At 70.9% G+C, this 16,929-nt stretch carries 13 protein-coding genes; 5 read left to right on the forward strand and 8 right to left on the reverse strand.

Translation table 11 applies throughout. The features are described from left to right. Positions 1-201: 201 nt before the first annotated feature. Positions 202-2,778 carry an aminopeptidase N gene (pepN, locus tag ACZ69I_RS01410; RefSeq protein ID WP_470829976.1) on the reverse strand — a complete coding sequence of 859 codons (2,577 nt, stop codon included), beginning with the start codon at positions 2,776-2,778 and terminating at the stop codon, positions 202-204. Between the two features lie 208 nt (positions 2,779-2,986). Here pepN and ACZ69I_RS01415 point away from each other — a divergent pair, with 208 nt between their 5' ends. After that, complete coding sequence (locus ACZ69I_RS01415) at positions 2,987-3,628, forward strand: mycothiol-dependent nitroreductase Rv2466c family protein (protein ID WP_470829978.1); 642 nt, start codon at positions 2,987-2,989, stop codon at positions 3,626-3,628. Between the two features lie 153 nt (positions 3,629-3,781). Here the strand turns inward: ACZ69I_RS01415 and ACZ69I_RS01420 are convergent, their stop codons facing one another. From ACZ69I_RS01420 to ACZ69I_RS01430, 3 genes are all read right to left on the reverse strand, one after another. Then, positions 3,782-4,432: a superoxide dismutase gene (locus ACZ69I_RS01420; RefSeq protein WP_470829979.1), complete on the reverse strand. Its 651-nt coding sequence runs from the start codon at positions 4,430-4,432 to the stop codon at positions 3,782-3,784. A 203-nt stretch (positions 4,433-4,635) separates the two neighbouring features. Beyond that, on the reverse strand, positions 4,636-6,060 hold the full coding sequence (locus ACZ69I_RS01425) for an amino acid permease (RefSeq protein ID WP_467669217.1): 1,425 nt from the start codon (positions 6,058-6,060) through the stop codon (positions 4,636-4,638). A gap of 135 nt (positions 6,061-6,195) precedes the next feature. Then, on the reverse strand, positions 6,196-7,650 hold the full coding sequence (locus ACZ69I_RS01430; RefSeq protein WP_470829981.1) for an amino acid permease: 1,455 nt from the start codon (positions 7,648-7,650) through the stop codon (positions 6,196-6,198). A gap of 262 nt (positions 7,651-7,912) precedes the next feature. Here ACZ69I_RS01430 and ACZ69I_RS01435 point away from each other — a divergent pair, with 262 nt between their 5' ends. Continuing rightward, positions 7,913-8,491: a biotin transporter BioY gene (locus ACZ69I_RS01435; protein ID WP_361174684.1), complete on the forward strand. Its 579-nt coding sequence runs from the start codon at positions 7,913-7,915 to the stop codon at positions 8,489-8,491. 13 nt (positions 8,492-8,504) lie between these two features. Here the strand turns inward: ACZ69I_RS01435 and ACZ69I_RS01440 are convergent, their stop codons facing one another. Both ACZ69I_RS01440 and ACZ69I_RS01445 read right to left on the reverse strand, forming a co-directional pair. Beyond that, positions 8,505-9,776: an FAD-binding oxidoreductase gene (locus tag ACZ69I_RS01440; protein ID WP_470830636.1), complete on the reverse strand. Its 1,272-nt coding sequence runs from the start codon at positions 9,774-9,776 to the stop codon at positions 8,505-8,507. A 226-nt stretch (positions 9,777-10,002) separates the two neighbouring features. Further along, the gene (locus tag ACZ69I_RS01445) at positions 10,003-11,475 is read right to left on the reverse strand and encodes an amino acid permease (protein ID WP_470829982.1); all 1,473 of its coding nucleotides are present in this window, start codon (positions 11,473-11,475) and stop codon (positions 10,003-10,005) included. Positions 11,476-11,659: 184 nt separating this feature from the next. Here ACZ69I_RS01445 and ACZ69I_RS01450 point away from each other — a divergent pair, with 184 nt between their 5' ends. Continuing rightward, positions 11,660-12,145 carry a ribose-5-phosphate isomerase gene (locus ACZ69I_RS01450; RefSeq protein ID WP_467669208.1) on the forward strand — a complete coding sequence of 162 codons (486 nt, stop codon included), beginning with the start codon at positions 11,660-11,662 and terminating at the stop codon, positions 12,143-12,145. A 99-nt stretch (positions 12,146-12,244) separates the two neighbouring features. Next, positions 12,245-13,057: an Fpg/Nei family DNA glycosylase gene (locus ACZ69I_RS01455; protein ID WP_470829984.1), complete on the forward strand. Its 813-nt coding sequence runs from the start codon at positions 12,245-12,247 to the stop codon at positions 13,055-13,057. A gap of 4 nt (positions 13,058-13,061) precedes the next feature. On the opposite strand, the gene ACZ69I_RS01460 is transcribed toward ACZ69I_RS01455, so the two are convergent. Continuing rightward, entirely contained in the window at positions 13,062-14,291 is a 1,230-nt protein-coding gene (locus ACZ69I_RS01460) for a GNAT family N-acetyltransferase (RefSeq protein ID WP_470829985.1), read from the reverse strand. Between the two features lie 151 nt (positions 14,292-14,442). Here ACZ69I_RS01460 and ACZ69I_RS01465 point away from each other — a divergent pair, with 151 nt between their 5' ends. Next, complete coding sequence (locus tag ACZ69I_RS01465) at positions 14,443-15,627, forward strand: PP2C family protein-serine/threonine phosphatase (protein WP_467669202.1); 1,185 nt, start codon at positions 14,443-14,445, stop codon at positions 15,625-15,627. Positions 15,628-15,629: 2 nt separating this feature from the next. Here the strand turns inward: ACZ69I_RS01465 and ACZ69I_RS01470 are convergent, their stop codons facing one another. Further along, positions 15,630-16,835 (reverse strand): cation:proton antiporter, encoded by a 1,206-nt coding sequence (locus ACZ69I_RS01470; RefSeq protein ID WP_467669200.1) that lies wholly within the window; start codon positions 16,833-16,835, stop codon positions 15,630-15,632. Between the last annotated feature and the right edge of the window lie 94 nt (positions 16,836-16,929).

The following is a 16,929-nucleotide window of genomic DNA, read 5'->3' on the forward strand; positions in this document are numbered from 1 at the left end:
CGCGGCCGACCGCCGCGCTAACCGGTGTTACACGCCCGTCGACAAACCCGGACAAGCTCGCCCTAAAGCACGGACGTTCGACTGCCGATGAGCTTCCGCGCGCGAGACCGCCCTGACCTGCGCCGCCGAGGTGAGGCGGGGAGGGGGAGGGGGGGAGGGGGGGGGAGGGGGGCGCCCGGCGCCCGCCCCTCCCCCCGTCGCTCAGACCGCGGCCCCCGCGTCGCAGGCCTGCGCCCGCAGCGAGCGGGCCAGGTCGTCCCGCGCCTCCAGGACCAGGCGGCGCAGGGCGGGCGCGCCCGACTCATGGGCGGTGAGCCACTCGTCCGCCGCCGCCAAAGTCGCCTCGTCGCCCTGGAGATGCGGGAAGAGGCCCTTCACCACGTCCATGCCGATCTGGATGGACCGCTCGGCCCACACCCGCTCGATGGCGGCGAAGTACTTGGCGACGTACGGCGCCGTCAGCTCCCGCTGCGAGGGCCGCGCGAACCCCGAGATCGTCGCCTCGACCAGGGCGTTGGACAGCGCGTCGGACTCCACCACGGCGGCCCACGCCTGCGCCTTGACCGCGGCCGAGGGCCGCGCGGCCAGGCACCGCACCTGGTGCCGCTTGCCGGAAGCCGTGTCGTCGCGGGCCAGTTCGGCCGCGAGGACGTCCTCGCCCGCGACGCCGTGCGAGGCCAGCGGGGAGAGGAACGCCCAGCGCAGCTCCTGGTCGACGTCCAGGCCGTCGATCTTGGCGGTGCCCTCCAACAGGCCCTGAAGCAGCTGCAGGTCGGCCGCCGAGGAGGCCACGGTGGCGAAGAACCGCGCCCACGTCAGCTGGTGCTGGCTGCCCGGCTCGGCGAGCCGCAGCTCGCGCAGCGCGCCCTCGGCGAGGTCCCGGCCGCCCTCCTCGCGCCAGGCGGGCGCGGCGTAGTGGGTGAGGGCGGAGCCGGCCCAGGCGTGCAGCATCTGCAGCACGCCGATGTCGCTCTCGCGCCCGGCGAAACGCAGCACCAGACCGATGAAGTCACGGGCGGGCATCAGACCGTCCCGCGTGAGGTTCCACAGCGAGGACCAGCACTGGGCGCGGGCCAACGGGTCGGTGATGTCGCCGAGATGGCCACGCAGCGTGGCGAGCGAGTTCTCGTCGAAGCGGCTCTTGCAGTACGTGAGGTCGTCGTCGTTGACCAGGATCAGCTCGGGCGCCGCCTCACCGGCCAGCTCGGCGACGACCGTGCGCGGGCCTTCGACGTCGGCCTCCGCGCGAGCGTACCGCTCGAGCTCGCCGCCGGCCGCCCTGCGGTACAGGCCCACGGCCACGCGGTGCGGCCGCAGTTCGGGGTGGGACTCGGCGGCCTCCTGGAGGACGGAGAGCTCGGTGATGCGGCCCTCCGCGTTCAGAATGACCTGCGGGGTCAGGGAGTTGACGCCCGCCGTCTGCAGCCAGGCGCGCGACCAGGCCGCCATGTCGCGCCCGGAGGTCTCCTCCAGGACCGAGAGCAGGTCGCCGAGGACCGTGTTGCCGTACGCGTGCCGCTTGAAGTAGCGCCGGGCGCCCTCCAGGAACGCGTCACGTCCGACGTACGCGAGGAGCTGCTTGAGGACCGAGGCGCCCTTGGCGTACGTGATCCCGTCGAAGTTGAGCTTGGCGTCCTCCAGGTCGCGGATGTCCGCCGTGACCGGGTGGGTGGAGGGCAGCTGGTCGGCACGGTAGGCCCACGCCTTGCGGTTGTTGGCGAAGGTGATCCAGCCGTTGGTGAAGCGGGTGGCCTCGACCATCGAGAAGGAGCCCATGAAGTCGGCGAAGGACTCCTTGAGCCACAGGTCGTCCCACCAGCGCATGGTGACGAGGTCGCCGAACCACATGTGGGCCATCTCGTGCAGGATCACGTTGGCCCGGCGCTCGTACGACGCCTGGGTCACCTTGCCGCGGAAGATGAACTCCTCGCGGAAGGTCACCAGGCCCGGGTTCTCCATCGCGCCGAGGTTGTACTCCGGGACGAACGCCTGGTCGTACTTCCCGAAGGGGTACGGGTAGTCGAAGTGGTCGTGGAAGAAGTCCAGGCCCTGCTTGGTGACGAGGAAGACGTCGTCGGCGTCGAAGTGCGGGGCGAGGCCCTTGCGGCACATCGCGCCGAGCGGGATCTCCAGGCGCGTGCCGTCGTCGAGGACGCGCTCGTAGGAGTCCGTCACGTAGTGGTAGGGGCCCGCGACGACCGCCGTGATGTACGTCGAGATCGGCTTCGTCTCGGCGAACTTCCACACGCCGTCGGACAGTTCGCCCACGCCGTTGGACCAGGCGGTCCACCCCTCGGGCGCCTGCACCTGGAAGCGGTAGGGCGCCTTGAGGTCGGGCTGCTCGAAGTTGGCGAAGACGCGGCGGGAGTCCGCGGGCTCGTACTGCGTGTAGAGATAGACCTCGCCGTCCTCGGGGTCGACGAAGCGGTGCATGCCCTCACCGGTGCGGCTGTAGGCGCACTGGGCGTCCACCACCAGTTCGTTCTCCTCGGCCAGATCCTCCAGCGCGATCCGGGTGCCGTCGAAGACCTCGGAGGGGTCCAGGTCCCTGCCGTTGAGGGAGAGGGCCGTGACGCTCGGGGCGATCAGGTCCGCGAAGGTCGCGGCGCCCGGCTCGGCGCTGCGGAACCGGATCGTGGTGACCGACCGGAACGTGCGCGGTTCCTGACCGCTCTCGCCGACCGCCGAACGCAGGTCGAGGAAGACCTCGTATCCGTCGACGGAGAGCAGCGCTGCCCTCTCGCGGGCCTCGTCGCGGGACAGATTCTCACCGGGCACGGGCGGCACTCCCTTGTGACTCGCATGGCTGTGTGACTTGCGTGGTGCGACTTGCGTGGTGTGGCTCGGCATGACGCACATGACGCGCGTCACTCGTACGAATGTCTACGATCCTCGCATGTGCCGTCTGCGGCCGACATCCGGGAATGCCCCGGTGCGCCACTGACGTTTTCCCGGCCAGATGCGAACGCATTCCCTAGGGAGAGACATGTCCGAGAACGGCAGCAAGACCCCCGTCGACTTCTGGTTCGACCCGCTGTGCCCCTGGGCCTGGATGACGTCGCGCTGGATGCTCGAGGTCGAGAAGCTCCGTGACGTCGAGGTCCGCTGGCACGTGATGAGCCTCGCCGTCCTGAACGAGAACAGGCACGACGAGCTCCCCGACGAGTACCGCGAGATGCTGGAGACGAGGGCCTGGGGCCCCGTCCGCGTCGTCGTCGCCGCCCAGCAGGAGCACGGCGAGGAGATCACCGGAGCGCTCTACACCGCGCTCGGCACCCGCTTCCACAACCGGGGCGAGGGCGCCACCCGCGAGGCCGTCGTCGGCGCCCTGGAGGACGTCGGTCTGCCCGCGGGGCTGGTCGACCACATGGACTCGGACGCGTACGACGCGGAGCTGCGCGCCTCCCACAAGGAGGGCATCGACAAGGTCGGCCAGGATGTCGGCACGCCCGTGATCGCCGTGCCCGGCGCGAACGGCGAGCAGATCGCCTTCTTCGGTCCCGTCGTGACCCCGGCGCCCAAGGGCGAGGCCGCGGCGCGGCTCTGGGACGGCACGCTGCTCGTGGCGTCGACGCCGGGCTTCTACGAGATCAAGCGGACCCGCACGGAGGGCCCCAACTTCGAGTGAGCCCCGAGTGGGTCCGCAACAGAAAGGCCCCCGTGAGTCACGTCCTCACGGGGGCCTTTCCTCTGTCCGCCCGCCTCGGGAAGGTTGAGAAGACGATCACGAGGCAGGACGTCCGACGGCCGTCGCCGGGGGAAGCTCGGCGACGGCCGTGACTCAGGGAGCCAGCAGCAGGCTGTTGACCCGCTCCTTGGCGGCGGCGTAGCGCTTGGCCACGTCCTGCCAGTTGACGACCTCCCACATGGCCTCGATGAAGTCGACCTTCTGGTTCTTGTACTGCAGGTAGAAGGCGTGCTCCCAGGCGTCGAAGACCAGGATCGGCGTCGAGCCCTGGCCGACGTTGCCCTGGTGGTCGTAGATCTGCTCGACGATGAGGCGGTTGCTGAGCGGCTCGTAGGCGAGCACGCCCCAGCCCGAACCCTGCGTCGTCGCCGAGGCCTTGGTCAGCTGGGCCTTGAACTTGGCGAAGGAGCCGAAGGACTCGGTGATGGCGTCCGCGAGGTCACCGACACCGTCGGCGGCCAGCGGCTCGCCGCCGCCGCCGTCCTTCGGGCTGTTCATGTTGTGCCAGTAAATGCTGTGCAGGATGTGGCCGGAGAGGTGGAAGGCCAGGTTCTTCTCCAGGCCGTTGATGGCGCCCCACGTCTCCTTGTCGCGAGCCTCCTCCAGCTGCTCAAGGGTGTCGTTCGCGCCCTTCACGTACGCCGCGTGGTGCTTGTCGTGGTGCAGCTCGATGATCTGCGGGTTGATGACGGGTTCGAGCGCCGCGTAGTCGTACGGAAGTTCAGGAAGCGTGTAAATGGCCATGAGTCCGAGCCCTCCGACTGCTGCTCTGCTGTGGTGCGCTGTTGTGTTGCTCAACTTATTGCAAGTCTTTCGCAACTGCAGGCTAGCAGCAGGAACGGCGCGAAGTTGATCAGCCCTTCGTCCTAGGTCCGGGTGGGAATATCTGCGCATACGACGAAGCCCCGGACCGCGAGGTCCGGGGCTTCGGGCTTCGGAGGGCGCGGCTAGACGGCCGCCGCCGCCCGCTTCTCCGCCGTCTTCTGCCGCACGAAGCCGATCACGGCGAGCACCAGCGTCAGCGCGCCCGTGGCGAGGAGCTGCTTGCGCGTGTCCGGCTGGTCCGTCATCAGGTAGAACACGTACGCCATCGCGGCCAGCGCCACCCAGGTCAGGAACGGGAACGCCCACATCTTGATGACCAGCGTCTCGGGCGCCTCGCGCTCCGTCCTGCGGCGCAGGATCAGCTGCGAGACGGCGATGAAGATCCAGACCATCAGGATCATCGCGCCGATCATGTTGAGCAGCCAGGGGAAGACGTCGTCCGGACGCCAGTAGCTGAGCAGCACGCAGACGAAGCCGAAGACCGAGGAGGCGAGCACCGCGAGGCGCGGCACGCCGCCCGAGACCTTGCCGAGCGCCCGGGGGCCCTGGCCGCGCTCGATCAGGGAGTACGACATGCGCGAGGCGCCGTAGATGTTGGCGTTCATCGCGGAGAGCAGGGCGACCAGGACGATGACGTTCATGATCTCGCCGGCGGCGGGGATGCCCAGGTGGTCGAGCGTGGCCACGTACGGGCCCTTGGCGACGACTTCCTTGTTGTCCCACGGCAGCAGCGTGACGACGACGAGCATGGAGCCGACGTAGAAGACGGCGATGCGCCACATCGCCGTGCGCACGGCCTTGGCGACGCTCTTGACCGGGTTCTCGGACTCGGCGGCCGCGATCGTGACGGTCTCCAGACCGCCGTAGGCGAAGACGGAGGCGAGGAGGCCGATGATCAGGCCGTCCGTGCCGTTCGGCATGAAGCCGCCCTCGCCGGTGAGGTTCTCCAGGCCGGGGGCGGAGGTGTCGGAACCGGGCAGGATGCCGAGGATCGCGAGCACGCCGATGCCGAGGAAGAGCGTGATGGCGCCGACCTTGAGGGCGGCGAACCAGAACTCGAACTCGCCGAAGTTCTTCACGGCCGTCAGGTTGGTGGCGCAGAACACCAGCATGAAGAGGGCGACCCACGCCCACTCCGGGCTGTCCGGGAACCAGCCGACCATGATCTTCGCGGCGCCGATGCCCTCCAGGCCGACGGCGACGCAGAGCAGGAACCAGAAGCCCCAGCCGGCGGTGAAGCCCGCCCAGGGGCCGATGGCCCGCTCGGCGTGGACGGAGAACGAGCCCGACGCGGGATTCGCGGCCGACATCTCGCCGAGCATGCGCATCACGAGCATGACGAGCGCGCCGGACACCGCATAGGCGAGGACGATCGAGGGGCCTGCCGCGGCGATGCCCGCCCCGGAGCCCACGAAGAGTCCGGCGCCGATCACGCCACCGAGGGCGATCATGGAGAGGTGCCGCTGCTTGAGGCCGTGGACGAGCGGGGAGTCGGCCTTGGGTGCTGCGTCAGGTGCTGTGTCCTGAGGGGTGGACGTCCGAGACATGGGCGTGCCCTGTTCAGTAGCCGAGACGGGGGAGAGAGCGGCCCACAGTCTGAGCTGCGGCACCGCTGACAGGGAACAGCTGACCGCTATACGGACACGACGCTCACACGTTGTGAAGGAACACGCACAACAAGTTCATCTGTTGTTAACGTGCACCTCGCGCCACTCCCGCAGCCCCGCGACCGCGAGGACGAGCCCCGTCGCCCCCGCCGACCAGAGCAGCTGCGGCCGCGCCGCCTCGTCCGTCAGCATCAGCACGAGCACGGCGGCCATCGCGGCCAGCGCCGCCCACGTCAGATACGGGAACGCCCACATCCGAAGGACCAGCCGCTCCGGCGCCTCGCGCTCGATGCGCCGGCGAAGGCGCAGCTGCGAGAGCGCGATCAGCGCCCAGACGAAGAGGAGCACCGCGCCGACCGAGTTGAGCATGTAGAGGAAGACGGAGTCCGGCCACTTCAGATTGAGCAGGACCGAGACGAAGCCGAAGGCGACGGACACGAGGACCGCGCGGCGCGGCACCCCGCCCCTGCCCACCGCCAGCAGCGCCTTCGGCGCCTCGCCGCGCTCGGCCAGCGAGAAGACCATCCGGGACGAGCCGTAGAGGTTGGCGTTGAGCGCCGAGAGCAGCGCCACGAACACCACGATGTTCATGATCGTCCCGGCGGACGGCACCCCGATCGAGTCCAGGACCTTCACGTACGGACTGGCTCCGGCCCGCTGCGCCGTCCAGGGCAGCACCGTCACGATGACGAGCATCGACCCGACGTAGAAGAAGAGGATCCGGTAGACCGCGCTGCGCACCGCGCGGGCCACCGAGCGCACCGGGTCGTCGGACTCGGCCGCGGCGATCGTCACGACCTCCAGACCGCCGAACGCGAAGACGACGGCGAGGACTCCGGAGACGACGCCCTCCCAGCCGTTCGGCAGGAAGCCGCCCTGTCCGGTGAGGTTCGTCAGGCCCGCCGGGTCCGTGTCCGGCAGCACCCCGAAGACCGCGAGCAGCCCGAGGACCAGGAACGCCACGATCGCGAAGACCTTCAGGGCCGCGAACCAGAACTCGAACTCGCCGAAGTTCTTCACCGAGGTGAGGTTGGCCGCGGTGAAGACGATCATGAAGATCAGCACCCAGGCCCACTGCGGCACCGCGGGCGCCCAGCCGTTCGCGATCTGCGCGGCGCCGGTCGCCTCCACGGCGAGCACGACCACGAGCAGGAACCAGTAGAGCCAGCCGACGCTGAAGCCGGCCCAGCGGCCGAGGGCGCGTTCGGCGTGCACGGAGAAGGAGCCCGAGGCGGGCATCGCGGCGGACATCTCGCCGAGCATCCGCATCACGCACATCGCGAGCGCGCCCGCGATCAGGTACGAGACGACGATGCCGGGGCCCGCGACGGAGATCCCGGCGCCCGACCCCACGAAGAGCCCGGCGCCGATCACGCCGCCGAGGCCGAGCATGGTGAGGTGGCGCTGCTTGAGGCCGCCCCCCAGGGGCTCCTGGCCGGTTCCCGTCGCGGGCGGGTGCCCCGCGCTCGGGGAAGGGTGCGCACAATCCCCGGTGCCGGGTGCCGATGCGTCGGGGGGTGCGTCGTGCATGGTGCTCAGGCTGCTCTCGGGCTCACAGAACTTTGGTGGGACCCTACAGTCTCCCCGCGCGGCAGCCCTTCGCGCAAAACGAGGCGCCCACCCGCCGACCTCCGTGACGAGCATCACGCCGCCCGAGGTGTACATGGGTTCCTTTGTACGGAGCCCACCAAGGCCCGGCCCCGGGGTTGTCGCCCGGTGACCGTGTTGCCGCGCGGGGGCCTGGGATAGCGTCGACGCGTCCCAACCTGCCCTCGTTCCCGCGGAGTCACCGATGAGCATCGCCGCTGCCACCACCCGCCCCGGCCAGGTCCTCGCCGACCTGCTGCCCGCGTCCCGCGTGAAGGACGCGGCCCTCGTGCTCGGCGGCGCCGCGCTCACCGGGATCGCCGCCCAGATCGCGGTGCCCGTGCCGGGCTCCCCGGTGCCGGTGACCGGGCAGACCTTCGCCGCGCTGCTCGTCGGCACCTCGCTGGGCGCCCGCCGCGGCTTCCTCTCGCTCGCCCTGTACGCCCTCGTGGGCATGGCGGGCATGCCGTGGTTCGCGCAGGCGGGCTCCGGCGTCGCCGCGCCCTCCCTCGGCTACGTCCTCGGCATGCTGCTCGCCGCCACGGTCGTGGGCGCCCTCGCCCGCCGGGGCGGCGACCGCTCCGTGCTGCGCACCGCGGGCACGATGGTCCTCGGCTCCGCGATCATCTACGCGGTCGGCGTCCCCTACCTGGCCGCCGCCACCGGCATGTCGCTGACCCAGGCCGTCGCCGCCGGGCTCACGCCCTTCCTGATCGGCGACGCCCTGAAGGCCGCGCTCGCGATGGGCGCGCTGCCCACGGCGTGGAAGTTCCTCGACCGCTGAGCGGTCACCGCGTTCAGCCGATGCCGATGCTGATGTTGTAGTTGTGCCTGAAGAGGTTCGCCGGGTCGTACGTGGCCTTCACCGCGGCGAGCCTCTTCAGCGTTTCCGGGTCGTACAGCCCCTGGGTCCGGTCGTTGCCGCCGAAGACGAAGTTGAGCGAGCGCCCCAGGGTCTGCGGCGCCACGAGCCCGAACGCCTCCGCGTGCACCTTCCGGGCGGTCTCGACGTCCGTCCCGTCCAGCGGTGTGAGGAGCCGGACCAGCCAGCCCGCCTCGCGGTAGGGCACCGCGTTCCCCGCGGGCCGTGCGAGGGCGCCGCCCAGGTGGTTGAACTGCAGGATGTGCATCGCGGCCGCACGGGGCCCGGTCAGCGCCAGAAGCTCACCGGCCGCCGTCGCGTCGAGGCCGCTCAGGACCGCGTTGTCGCCGTAGAACGCGTGCGGGAAGTCCGGGTCGCCGTGGATCGTGGGGCTCTCGGCGTACGGCATCTCGCGCAGCGTGTCGGACACGGTGGGCCCGAGCTCCCGCAGGGGTGCCACGATCCGCTCGCCCTCGGCCCGCGAGCCGGTGAACGCGACCCGGATCAGGACGAGGTAGCGGCCCCTCAGGTGGGGCGGCAGATCCGGGAGGTCCGGGTACACCAGGGCCGCGAGGGACGACGTCAGCTCGTCGGGCAGGGTCCGCGTCCACTCCTCGTAGCCGCGCAGCACGGCGGCCGGGTCGACCGCGGTGCCGTCGAAGGTGAGGGCGCCGCCGTACAGCCTGGTCACCGGCACCAGGCCGATCTCCAGCTCCGTGACGACGCCGAGGTTCGCGCCGCCGCCGAGCAGGCCCCAGAACAGCTCCGGGTCGCTCTCGGCCGTGACGTGGCGCGGGACGCCGTCCGCGGTGACGACGTCGAGCGAGCGGACGTGGTCGGCCGCGTATCCGAACTCCCGGCCCAGGATGCCGAGTCCGCCGCCGAGCGTGTACGAGACGACGCCGACGCTCGGTGCGGTGCCGTTCAGCGGGGCGAGGCCGTGCGGCGCCGCGGCCTCGGCGACCCGGCCCCAGCGGGCGCCCGCGCCGACGGTGACGGTGCGGGCCCGCGGGTCCACCCGGACCGCGTCCATCCGCCGGGTACTGATCAGGACGCCGCCCTCCGAGTCACCCGGCACGCCGTGCCCGGTGGCCCGCACGCCGACGGGCAGGCCGGCCCCGGCGGCGTACGACACCGCGGCGACGACGTCGTCGGTGTTCTCGGCGCCGACGACGAGGGCGGGCCGCGTCGCGAAGCCGGTCTGCATTCCGGCGAGTTCCTCGCCGTATCCGGCGTCGTCCGGCCGGAACACGAATCGCTGTGCGGTGAAGTCCACGGGTGCCTCCGTTGTCTGGTCCGACACGAAGAGCATTCCGCACCGCCGGGGCGCTCCGGCGTCGGCTCCTGCGCGGCTCCACCGGGACTCCGGTGTACGGCGCAGCCCCCGCGGGCGGTCCCGCGGGGGCTGCGTGGGAGTGCGGAGAGCGGCGGGGTCAGGCGTCGGTCCGGTCCGCGCCGACGGTGGCGTCCCGGGGCCTGACCTTCTCCCGGACGAGCGAGAAGACGACCACGAACGCGGCCGCGAGGAGCGAGAGGAGCACCTGCTTGCGGCCGGTCTCGTCGGTCAGCATGTAGACGAGCACGAAGGAGATCATCGCGATCGTGACCCACGTCAGGTACGGGAAGAGCCACATCTTCACGACGAGCTTCTCCGGCTCCTCGCGCAGGATGATCCCGCGCATCCGCAGCTGCGTGAAGCTGATCATCAGCCACACGAAGAGGGCCACCGCGCCCGAGGAGTTCAGCAGGAAGTCGAAGACGGTGTCCTTCCACTGGTAGTTGAACCAGACGGCGACGAAACCGAAGACGACGGAGCCGAGGATCGCGGCCTGCGGCACGCCGCGGGAGTTGGTCCGCGCGAAGGCCTTGGGCGCGTCGCCGCGCTGACCGAGCGAGAAGGCCATGCGCGACGCGGTGTAGAGGCCGGAGTTGAGGCAGGAGAGCACGGCGGTGAGGACGATGACGTTCATGACCTGACCGGCGTGCGGGATGCCGATCGAGTTCAGCGCGGCGACGTAACTGCCGTCCTTGGTGATCGACTTGTCGTTCCACGGCAGGAGGGTGATGACGACGAGGATCGAGCCCAGGTAGAAGACGCCGATGCGCCAGATGACGCTGTTCGTCGCCTTGGTGACCGCGCGCTGCGGGTCCTCGGACTCACCGGCGGCCAGCGTGACGATCTCGCTGCCCATGAAGGAGAAGACGACCATCAGCACACCGGTGAGGATGGCGCCCGCGCCCTTGGGCATGAAGCCGCCCGCGTCCGTGAGGTGCGCGAATCCGTCGCCGGGGTTGTCGGAGCCGGGCAGCACGCCGAAGACGGCGAGCAGGCCGATGATCACGAAGCCGCCGATGGCGACGACCTTGATCCCGGCGAACCAGAACTCGAACTCGCCGTACGAGCCCACCGAGACGAGGTTCGTGGCGGTGAGCACCACCATCACGATGAGCGCCCAGCCCCACTGCGGGACGGCGGGTATCCAGCCGTTCAGGATCACGGCGCCCGCGGTGGCCTCCACCGCGAGGACGACGACCCAGAAGAACCAGTACAGCCAGCCGATGGAGAAGCCCGCCCAGCGGCCGAGCGCCTGGTCGGCATAGGTGGAGAAGGAGCCGGACGCGGGCCGGGCGGCGGCCATCTCGCCGAGCATCCGCATCACGAGGACGACCATCGTGCCGACGAGGGCGTACGAGACGAGGATGGCGGGCCCGGCGGCCGCGATGCCGGAGCTGGAGCCGACGAAGAGACCGGCGCCGATCACACCGCCGATGGCGATCATGGAGAGGTGGCGGTTCTTGAGACCCGCTTTCAGGCCGTCGCCGTGGTCACCGGTGTCGCCAGACCGCGGATCCCCAGGGGGATGGGGGGTGCTGTCTGCCTTCGCAAGGGAGGGTTGCGAGGTCATGGACGAATCCTTAAGTTCTCGGGTCACGAGCCCCCGCATTCAAACTCAGGGGTGAACGGGACGGAAGTCCTGAATCCGGATCGTTGTATTACGACGAATGGCCTGGACCAAGGTCCCGACCTGGGAGATCGAGGAACCGCCCCGGTCGCGGCTACCCGCCTCCCGGCGTGCCACACTCGGACCCATGCGCGTGTACCTCGGCTCGGATCATGCCGGCTACGAACTCAAGAACCACTTGGTCGAATGGCTCAAGAGCCACGGCCACGAGCCCGTCGACTGCGGGCCCCACATCTATGACGCCCAGGACGACTACCCGCCGTTCTGCCTGCGCGCCGCGGAGAAGACCGCCGCGGACCCGGAGGCACTCGGCATCGTCATCGGCGGCTCCGGGAACGGCGAGCAGATCGCCGCGAACAAGGTGAAGGGCGTGCGGGCGGCCCTGGCCTGGAGCGAGCAGACCGCGGCGCTCGGCCGTGAGCACAACGACGCGAACGTGATCTCGATCGGCGGCCGCATGCACACGGAGGAAGAGGCGACGAAGTTCGTCGAGATCTTCCTGGCGACGCCGTACTCGGGTGAGGAGCGCCACACGCGGCGCATCGAGATGCTCTCCGCGTACGAGGAGTCCGGGGAGCTGCCCCCGATTCCCGCCGGGCACCCCCAGCAGTAGGCACCGCCACGGGGCTCCGCCCCGGACCCCGCTCCTCAATCGCCGGAGGGGCTGAATCCCAGCCCCTCCGGCGTCACCGCCCAACCCCCGGAGGGACCCGTGCCGGAGGGGCACACCATCCACCGCCTCGCGGACGATCACCGTGAGCGGTTCGCCGGCGCACCGGTCACCGTCCGCAGCCCGCAGGGCAAGTTCGCCGACAGCGCCGCCCTGCTCACCGGGCAGGTGATGGACGCCGCCGAGGCCCACGGCAAGCACCTCTTCCTCGGCTTCGCCGACACCGGGTGGATCCACGTCCACCTCGGGCTGTTCGGCAAGTACACCCTCGGTCCGACCCCCGCCCCGCCCCCCACGGACACCGTCCGCCTCCGGCTCCAGAACGACGCGTACCACTCCGACCTCCGCGGCCCCACCACCTGCGCCCTCATCACGGACGACGAGAAGCAGGCGATACACGCCCGGCTCGGCCCGGACCCCCTGCGCGCCACGGACGACCCGGAGAAGGCCTACCGCCGCATCTCCCGCAGCCGCACGACGATCGCCGCCCTCCTCATGGACCAGAAGGTCATCGCGGGCGTCGGCAACGTCTACCGCGCGGAGGTCCTCTTCCGGCACGGCATCGATCCGTACACCCCGGGCAAGGACGTCACCGAGGCGCAGTGGAACGCGATCTGGGCGGACCTCGTCGCCCTGATGCGCGAGGGTGTCCGCCTCAACCGCATCGACACCGTCAGGCCCGAGCACACCCCCGAGGCGATGGGCCGCCCGCCGCGCGTCGACGACCACGGCGGCGAGGTGTACGTCTACCGCAGGGCGAACCAGCCCTGCCACCTCTGCGGCGGCGAGATCCGCACCGCGGACCTCGCGGCCCGCAACCTCTTCTGGTGCCCGGCCTGCCAGCGGCCCGCCTGACGTCCTAGAACCCGTGCGGCAGCCACGGGGCGACGTCCGAAGCGAAGGCCACCGAGGCCTCGGTCAGCGCTCCCTGGCGCAGCTCCCGCACCCGGCCCGCGGCCGCCAGGGACGTCAGGGAGACGCCGCCGAGGTAGGCGGCGCCCAACTCCCGTACGGAGAGCGCGAGTTCGGGTGTGTCGTCGGTTCGCTCGCACGAGGCGCCCTTGGTGTCGCCGGTGAGTCGCCAACGTCCCTCGTTCCAGGGGCAGAAGGCGTCCTCGACCTCGAACACCACGTCCACGGGCGCCTGATACGTACGCGCCTCGAGGGCCGCACCGACCTCCACGAGCCGCACGTACAGCGAGTCCCGCACCGAGATGTCGCAGCGGCGCACGTCCGAGACCAGCCGCAGCAGCGCGTCGTCGACCGGGCGGTTGCGGGCGAGGACCGACGTCGTCAGGTCGATGTCGAACAGGAACCGCCACAGCGCCGCGTACGCCGCCGGGTCCAGGGCCTCCAGATCGCGCACGTGGACCACGCCCTTGGGGCCCTGCCAGTCCCATTCGGGCTTCACCGCGTACCGCGCGTACCCGACGAGCTCACCCGCCCGTTCGGCGAGCACGCACTGCAGCGGTGAGGTGCCGCCGCGCTCGCCCTGCGGGTCGAGGAGCCCGAGGCGCTCCCAGCCCGGCTGCCGGGCCAGCATGCCCGGGCGCTCCGTCACCCGGCGTGCGTAGAGCGCCTCGCACGCGTCGTGGACGTCGGCGGGCTTCGCGTACCGCAGGCGTACGTCGTCCGTACCGGCCGGGACGGACAGGCTCACCCGGGTCGTGTCGATGTCGGCCCGCATCTGGTGGGTGGCCGCGCCGTACCCGAACCGGCCGTAGATGACCGGCTCCGACGCGGTGAGCACGGCGAGCGGCTCGCCCCACGCACGTACGTCGTCCAGCTGCCGCCGCATCATCGACGTCAGGATGCCGCGCCGCCGGTGCGTGGCCGAGACGCCGACCATCGTCACGCCCGCCGCGTCCACCAGCGCGCCGCCCGGCACCGCGAGACGGAAGGAGAACGCCCCCGCCGACCCCACGCACGCCTCCCCGTCCCACACGCCGATCGACCGGTCGTACTCGGTGAGCGCGCGCCACAGCTCCCGCTCGTCGTCCGAGTCCGCGACGCCTCCGAACGCGAGCTCCAGAGCCCCGAACCACGTCTCCCAGTCGCCCTTGCCGAGCACCCGCATCTCTGTCGTCATATGCCATGACTACCAGGGCAACAGGTCTGCTGCGACAGGATTTCCGCGCTCCGGGGAGCCCGTCGCGGCCCGCCCCCGGCGCGCCTGGGACGGGGGACAACTGGGACCTCCCGTGCGAAGTGCGCGGCCCGCTGGATAAGGTCCACGAGCAATGGCGGTACGAGGAGAAGGGCGCGCGCGGCGCGAGCGAGGCGAGCGGCGTGCGGAAGCCGAGACGTTCACGGCCCGGATGAAGAAGCGTCTGCACCGGGTCCGCATCGTGCTGCGCAAGTCCGGGGTCGACTACTTCCGCGGCGACGGCTCCGACTGGATCGCCCTGGCCGGACTCCTGCTGACCGTCCCCGTGATCACGTGCTGCACGATCGTCAACAACGTGTGGTGCGCGCCCGCCGCCCTCGTGCTGCCCATCGTCGCGGGCGGCCTGCTCCTGCGCCCCGCCAGCCTGCTCGGTCTGTACGCGGCGTCGGCGGTGGCCCTCATCGTCGAGTCCGTCCAGCTCGGCCCGTACACCGAAGGCGTCTCCCGGGTCACCCCCGGCACCGTCCTCGTGGTCGCCGCCTGCGGCTTCTTCGGCCTCCTCATCGCCCAGTTCCGCAGCCGGGTCGGCGTGCCCTGGCGCGGTGGCGGCACGATGCTCTTCGACCTGCGTGAACGCATCCGCGTCCAGAGCAAGTTGCCGAAGCTGCCGCGCGGCTGGCACCGCGAGATGGCGCTGCGCCCGGCCGGCGGCCAGTCCTTCTCCGGCGACTTCGTGGTCGCCGCCCGCACGAACGGCGGACGCACCCTGGAGGCCGTGCTCACCGACGTCTCGGGCAAGGGCATGGACGCGGGGTCGCGGGCGCTCCTCCTCTCCGGCGCGTTCGGCGGCCTGCTCGGCTCCCTGCCCCCGCACGCCTTCCTGCCCGCCGCCAACGGCTACCTGCTCCGCCAGGACTGGGACGAGGGCTTCGCGACCTCCATCCACCTCGTCCTCGACCTGGAGACCGGCGACTACGAACTCTTCTCCGCGGGCCACCCGCCGGGCCTCCAGCTCAGCGCGGGCAGCGGCCGCTGGGAGGAGAAGACGGGCCGGGGCCCGCTCCTCGGCGTCTACGACGGCGCACAGTTCGACCCCGTCAAAGGCGTGCTGCGCCCCGGCGACGTCCTGATGCTCTTCACGGACGGCCTGGTGGAAACCTCCGACCGCGACATCGCCGAGGGCATCGACCGGCTGACGGGTGAGGCCGACCGGTACGTGGCCGGTGGTTTCCACGGCGCGGCCTGGCACCTCATCGAGGCGGTCGCGAAGGACGTGAACGACGACAGGGCGCTGCTGTTGATCTGCCGGGAGGCGTGAGGCTACGGCACGCTGTCCGCCGAGGCCCGCTCTTCCTTGCCGGACGGCCCGGGACCGGCCGGCGCGTGGTCGCGACCGCCCGGCAGCATCCGCGCCAGCCACTCCGACCGCCCCGCCGCCAGCGGCCCGAGGACCGCGAGCAGCAGCACGTACCCCGCGATGAAGGGCGAGAGCCGGGCGTCGAGGCCCGCACCCGCCGCCATCGTGGCGAGGATCAGGGCGAACTCGCCGCGGGCGAGCAGGGTGGTGGAGATGTTGGCCGCGGGGCCCGCCCCGAAGCCGTACACGCGGGCCGCGCCGAGCCCGGCGAGGACGTTCATCAGGAGCGTCACCGCGACGGCGGCGAGGACCGGCCACACCACCACCGGCAGGTCACCGGGGTCGATGGAGAGGCCGAACGCGAAGAAGAAGATCGCCCCGAACGCGTCCCGCAGTGGATGCACCAGCTTGCGGACGCGTTCGCCGGACGCCGTGCTGCCGACCATCAGGCCGACCATGAACGCGCCGATCGCGTCGGCGACGCCGAACCACTCCGAGATCCCGGCGACGAAGACCGCGGCGCCTAGGAAGGAGATGACGAGCAGCTCGTCGTCCCGGGTGTCCATGAGCCGCCCGACGACCTTCGTGCCGAAGCGGGCGACGAGGGCGAGCAGCAGCAGGAAGCCGAACGCCTTGCCGCCGTCCATGACCGCCGCCGCGAGGCTGTCGGCGCCGGACAGGACGGGCTGCAGGGCCGCCAGGTAGAGCGCGAGGAAGATGTCCTCGACGACGATGATGCCGAGGATCGGCCTGGTCTCCGGATTGCCGAGCCGGCCCGTGTCGACCAGGACCTTCGTGACGATCGCGGAGGACGAGATGCCGAGCACCCCGGCGAGGACCAGCGCTTCGGAGGTGCCCCAGCCGAGCGCGAATCCGAAGCCCAGGCCGGCGCCGACATTCAGGGCGAGGTAGGTGCCTCCGGCGAGGGCCATCTTGCGGCCGCCCGTCCGGAGATCGTCCAGGTGGAACTCCAGGCCCAGGTAGAAGAGCAGCAGGACCAGGCCGAGCGCCGAGAGCATCTCCAGGTCGTGGGGGTCGGAGACCAGGACCACGCCGGGGGTGTGGGGGCCGAGGAGGATCCCGGCCAGGATGAAGAGGGGGATGGTGGGGAGTCCGATGCGGCCGCCGAGGCGGGCGAGGACGGCGGCGGCGAGGAAGGCGCCGCCCATGGCTATCAAGGTGTCTGCGTGTCCGATGGGCCCGTTCCTCCTGCTGGGGTCGGTGCGATGCGGCAGGGCAAAAGAAGCGTCCTTGGCAAAGGGA

Source organism: Streptomyces sp. NPDC036815 (assembly GCF_055609205.1).

Coding starts and splice junctions, on each gene's coding strand:
- ACZ69I_RS01415 (WP_470829978.1), top strand. CDS start 2,987: ATGTCCGAGAACGGCAGCAAGACCCCCGTCGACTTCTGGTTCGACCCG.
- ACZ69I_RS01420 (WP_470829979.1), bottom strand. CDS start 4,432: ATGGCCATTTACACGCTTCCTGAACTTCCGTACGACTACGCGGCGCTC.
- ACZ69I_RS01425 (WP_467669217.1), bottom strand. CDS start 6,060: ATGTCTCGGACGTCCACCCCTCAGGACACAGCACCTGACGCAGCACCC.
- ACZ69I_RS01430 (WP_470829981.1), bottom strand. CDS start 7,650: ATGCACGACGCACCCCCCGACGCATCGGCACCCGGCACCGGGGATTGT.
- ACZ69I_RS01435 (WP_361174684.1), top strand. CDS start 7,913: ATGAGCATCGCCGCTGCCACCACCCGCCCCGGCCAGGTCCTCGCCGAC.
- ACZ69I_RS01440 (WP_470830636.1), bottom strand. CDS start 9,776: ATGCAGACCGGCTTCGCGACGCGGCCCGCCCTCGTCGTCGGCGCCGAG.
- ACZ69I_RS01445 (WP_470829982.1), bottom strand. CDS start 11,475: ATGACCTCGCAACCCTCCCTTGCGAAGGCAGACAGCACCCCCCATCCC.
- ACZ69I_RS01450 (WP_467669208.1), top strand. CDS start 11,660: ATGCGCGTGTACCTCGGCTCGGATCATGCCGGCTACGAACTCAAGAAC.
- ACZ69I_RS01460 (WP_470829985.1), bottom strand. CDS start 14,291: ATGACGACAGAGATGCGGGTGCTCGGCAAGGGCGACTGGGAGACGTGG.
- ACZ69I_RS01465 (WP_467669202.1), top strand. CDS start 14,443: ATGGCGGTACGAGGAGAAGGGCGCGCGCGGCGCGAGCGAGGCGAGCGG.
- ACZ69I_RS01470 (WP_467669200.1), bottom strand. CDS start 16,835: ATGGGCGGCGCCTTCCTCGCCGCCGCCGTCCTCGCCCGCCTCGGCGGC.